Annotated in this window: 3 protein-coding genes; 2 read left to right on the top strand and 1 reads right to left on the bottom strand. The window is 62.9% G+C overall.

The window, feature by feature from the left end; all coding sequences use genetic code 11:
- A partial coding sequence (locus ACY693_RS15530; protein WP_462322721.1) for an adenosylcobinamide amidohydrolase occupies positions 1-727 on the top strand: 727 nt, incomplete at its 5' end.
- Positions 718-1,695, top strand: a complete 978-nt coding sequence (gene cbiB / locus ACY693_RS15525) for an adenosylcobinamide-phosphate synthase CbiB (RefSeq protein ID WP_462322720.1) — start codon at positions 718-720, stop codon at positions 1,693-1,695. The genes ACY693_RS15530 and cbiB, both read left to right, overlap by 10 nt.
- Before the next feature lie 7 nt (positions 1,696-1,702).
- Here cbiB and ACY693_RS15520 read toward each other — a convergent pair whose 3' ends face one another.
- Positions 1,703-4,345, bottom strand: a complete 2,643-nt coding sequence (locus ACY693_RS15520) for an EAL domain-containing protein (protein ID WP_462322719.1) — start codon at positions 4,343-4,345, stop codon at positions 1,703-1,705.
- Positions 4,346-4,540 lie beyond the last annotated feature (195 nt).

The following is a 4,540-nucleotide window of genomic DNA, read 5'->3' as shown; positions in this document are numbered from 1 at the left end:
TGAAGCCGTTGAAGTCCTGCCTGATGCCGCAGGCTCCGGGACCATCGTGCTGCTGGTCTTTGTCAATCAACCTTGCACCGCCGCCTGTCTGATCCGGGCCGCAACCATGGTGACCGAAGGCAAGAGCACAGCGTTGCTCGATCTTCGGATGCCGAGCTTGCAATCGGCGGGTCTCGCCACCGGGACCGGCACCGATCAGCTCGTCATCTCTGCTCCGCTGCCGGGGCCAGGTGGTTGGGAGCGAAACTGGGCCGGCGGCCACAATAGCCTTGGGGAATTGTTGGGACGCGCGGTGCATTCGGCCGTGACCCGCTGCATCCTGTTGCAGAACGGGGTCTGTGCCGAACTGCGCCGCTCCATCTGCGGGGCACTTGGGCGCCACGGCTGTAGTGAGGCTGAGCTACTCGCTCAAGCGCGCGCAGTGCTGGCTGCCCCGGATGCTGCGTTGTTCGGTCAGAATCTCACCGCGCTGATCCATGATCCACAGAGCGCGGCAGCGGCCTATGCGCTAGCCGAGATCATCGACCTGGTCCATGCCGGCGTGCTGCACGCCGAAGTGGTCCAGGAAGCGCTCATCAACCAGGCTGCGCTCTTGGCGGCGGCGGTGGCAGTGGCCCCAGAGCAGTTCCCTGCGCTCCGCAAGGAGCTGCAGCCTTATCAGGACCTCCCGCCCGGCGCACTCGCGGCGCGGGCAGTGGCAATCGGGTTCGCACGCAAATGGCGCTGAGCGAGCATCTGCTGCTGATCCTCGGCGCTTGCGTGTTCGACGCCCTGCTCGGCGATCCGGTCTACCGGTTACATCCGATCCGTGTGCTCGGCGCCTGGACGCTGCTGTGCGAGGGCGCCCTGTTTCGCTCCGGGCTCGATGGGCGCTTCGGTGGTGTCCTGCTTTGGGTCGCTACCGTGGGTGGTGCGCTTGGTGTTTGGTGGGCGGTGCATTGGGCGCTCGCTGGATTGCATCCTTGGCTCGGCTTCGGCTGGGACCTGTTCATCGCTTACAGTCTGCTTTGCACGCGTGATCTGCTGAATCAGGGACTGCGTGTGCTCAGCGCGCTGGACAAACGCCCCCCGGATCTCGACCGGGCGCGAGACGAGCTGCAGATGCTGGTGAGCCGCGATACCGATAGCCTGGGGCGCGCAGGGATTGTGGGAGCCACGATCGAAAGCCTGTCTGAGAATCTCACCGATGGCGTGCTGACGCCGCTTTGGGCGCTTTGCTTGTTGGGGTTGCCAGGGCTGATACTGGTCAAGGTGGTCTCGAACCTAGACTCCATGGTTGGTTATAAGACGGGCCGTTATGCGCGCTTCGGCTGGGCCGGGGCGCGCTCCGACGACCTGGTGCACTGGCTGCCTGCGCGCCTCTCGGTGCCGCTGATCCTGATTGCGGCGGCATTGTTACGATTTCACCCTCGGCTGGTCTTCCCAACGGCACGAAAGTATCACGGGATGTTGCCGAGCCCGAATTCGGGCTGGAGTGAGGCGGCCTTCGCAGGCGCGCTGCGCGTGCGTCTGGTCGGGCCAATCCGGCATCAGGGGCATCTGGTCCATGAGGCCTATATGGGTGATCCGGCATGGCCCGCCGAGCTGGGCACTCAGGCGCTGAGACAGGCCTTGCAGTTGTTGTTGACCGCTTGCCTGCTAGCGCTGGTGCTTGGACTTGCGCTCGCGCCGCTGCGCGCGTTGATGCCTTGGTAATGGCGGATCAATGCAAGTGCCGTTGCCAGCTCCTGTCGTCTCGCGGCAGCTCATGGGCGCGTGTCGCGAGCTGAAGCCAATTCCCTGCCTCATCGCCGGACATCGGCGCCGCAATGAGACGGCCCTGGCCGTACTCGACCCCGAGCTCCCGCAGGGTTTCGAGCTGCATCCTGGTCTCGATCCCCTCGGCAATCGCGAGGCCGCCGGTCTCGGCGGTGAACAGGCAGGCGGCGCGCGCCAGATTCTGGGCTCGCGGCAAGGTTGCCAGCACGGCCACGAGCCGTTTGTCGATCTTGATGTAGTCTGGCTGCAGGTCGGTGAGCATCGTCAGCGAGGCCAAGCCGGCACCAAAGTTATCGATGCCGAGCAGGACATGCCGATTCAAGAGCCGTGGCAGGACATGATGCGACCAATCGAGGTCGACGCCGAGTGAGCGCTCGGAGAGTTCGAGTCGAATGCTACTGACATCAACATTATGGTGCTGCGAGGCATGGTGTAGAGACTCGAGAAAATGCTCGTCGATGAGCTGTTGCTGGCAAACGTTGATGCTGAGAAAGAGCTCCGTTGACCAGAGGCCTTGGCGTTGCCAAATGGCGATCTGCGCAAGCGCTAGCTCAATTACACGCTCGCCGAGGGATTTGAGCATACCGGCGGACTCTGCCGTGGCAAATATCTGGTCGACGCTGACGCCTTGTTCCGTGACGTGGGGACAGTGGAGCAGGGCCTCGAAACCAACGGGCAACATGGTCTCCAGCGCGACCGTGGGCTGATAGTAGAGGTCGAGCTGGTGGTTGCGGATGGCCTCTTCGAGTGCGTTGAGGAGCGCCTGCTCGACCTTTGCGCGATCGCGCATCTTCGGCTCGAAGAGCGTTGCCCGTCGACCGCCAAGCTGGGTCGAGATCCTCAGCGCCCGACTCGCATCTTCCATGACCTCATCGACGTCCGAATACTGAGCGCCGATGCAGACGATGCCGATATCAGGCCGCATCAGGACGCTCTGCTTGTCGAGCTCGAGCGCTTCCTGGAAGCGGGACAGGATCGTCGCCGCTGCACCTTCCGTATCGCTCCAGTGCGCGTCCTGACGCATCAGGATCACGAACTCGTGACCGCCATAACGCCCGATGGCGTCGGCGTTGAGTCGCATTTCCTTCAGAATACTGACGAACCCGCATAGGGCTTCATCGCCAATCGCTTGGCCGAAGCGATCCTTGATGTCTTTGAAGCCGAACAGATCGATATAGAGCAGCCCACTTGTGCTGCTGCCTGTGCGCTTGGCTTCGGCGATGGCCAGGTTGATCCTCTTGCGGAGATAACGGCGGTTATAGGAATCGGTAAGCGAGTCATATCTGGATTCGGAGAGTTGCCGCTCCAGCAGCGACCGATGTTGTGCTTTGACGTGTGAAACGATGGCCAGTAGCCAGCAGATGGCTTCGATCACATTGCCGAACGGTGTGGCGATGCCGACTTGCGGCGGGAGCCAGGCCGCCTGAGTGACGGCAGAGACTGCTTGGGCGCCAACGGCGAGGACAACAGCGGTGAGGCCGAGTCCGAACCACCGAATGGGTGTCCTACCGGTGCGCAGCCGCTGTGCCAGTAGCATCATGACCAGGGCTGCCGTGACAAGCAGGGCGGCAGCGGCGAAGCGATAGATGCTCGGATGGACTGCCGAAAGAAAGAACGCACCGATGCTGAGCCCGGCGCAAGCCAGCAGCGCGCTTCGCATCCAACCGCGCGGTTGAAGGAACAGGAAGATGACCAAGGTCATACTGGACATCGTGGTGCCCGTGGCCAGCGCCTGGAGCAGCTGAGAGGCGCTCGCCGGAGGCCAGAACGGCAGCCAGGCGGGGCCGAGACCAAACGCTTGCAACTGATAGAACTGCAGGCAACCCAAGTAGAGCAGATAGGCCCAGATCAGGGGGCTGCGCTGCGAACGTGCAATCAGGATCGCAACGACCGTAAAGCTTGCCAGCATCCCCGCAAACATGCCCAGCAGTATCCAGTCGCGATGGCTCGTGCGGGCGAACTGATCGAGTGGAAGCACCTCGATCCAGGGGCGTATCATCTTCGGATCGGCCACGATCGCAACGGCTGGCGTTGCTCCGAGGCTAACCGGCAGCAGACTGTTAGGGACCGGGCTGGAGACGCTTCGCCAATCAAAAGGAACGCCGCGCCCCGACTCGCCAACCTGCACACAGCCGTCAGCATCCTCCGCGAGCACGAGGAAGCGTTCGGCGATGGGATCTCTCAAGGCCGCGATGAGTGGCCCCGACCCTGGCTGCGCTGCGCTGGGCTCGAGCTCGAAGGCGCGCGCCGGAACATCCGGAGCGAGCGTTGGGATCGTTGTCGGCGGGCAGCTTTCCGGTGCCTCAGCGGCGAGCGCCTGGTAGTGTTGCAGCCAGGTAACGGCCGAGCCTACTGGAAGCTCGTTGACTACCGCTTCAGGATGAGCCGATGTGTTGCTGGCACCGAGCTGCAGCACCATACCAGCGAGAAGGGCTGCGGCCAGCCAGCCGAGACTGATGCTGCTGGGAGCCCTTGATGCTCTCAGCAATAATCCACCGGCCCACGAGCCGAGCAGCGGCTGTGAATGGCTCGAACAGCCTGGGGGCTCTGCTGCGTCGCAGTTGGTGTTATCCGTGCGGTCGGGCATAAGTGAGGCTGGGGCGAGGCGATGGGACGGCTGCGCAAGTTGTTGTTGTTGGTGCGCGGCTTCTCAGCTCGGGGTGACTGGGTTGTGCCGAATACGGAGAAGCCGAGCCGAATCTCTCACTCTACAGGATTCAGTTTTTTCTCTAGGGTTGCCGCGCAAAAATTGTTTGCCCCCCCCCGTCAGGGCGAGCGCATA

The sequence above is a fragment of the Halochromatium sp. genome, from assembly GCF_054919635.1.
The sequence above is the reverse complement of the archived record's forward strand: the minus strand, read 5'-3'. Positions and strand labels throughout refer to the sequence as shown.

What these genes read in the sequence shown, in the direction of transcription:
- cbiB (WP_462322720.1), top strand. Translation starts at nt 718, where the DNA reads ATGGCGCTGAGCGAGCATCTGCTGCTGATCCTCGGCGCTTGCGTGTTC.
- ACY693_RS15520 (WP_462322719.1), bottom strand. Translation starts at nt 4,345, where the DNA reads ATGCCCGACCGCACGGATAACACCAACTGCGACGCAGCAGAGCCCCCA.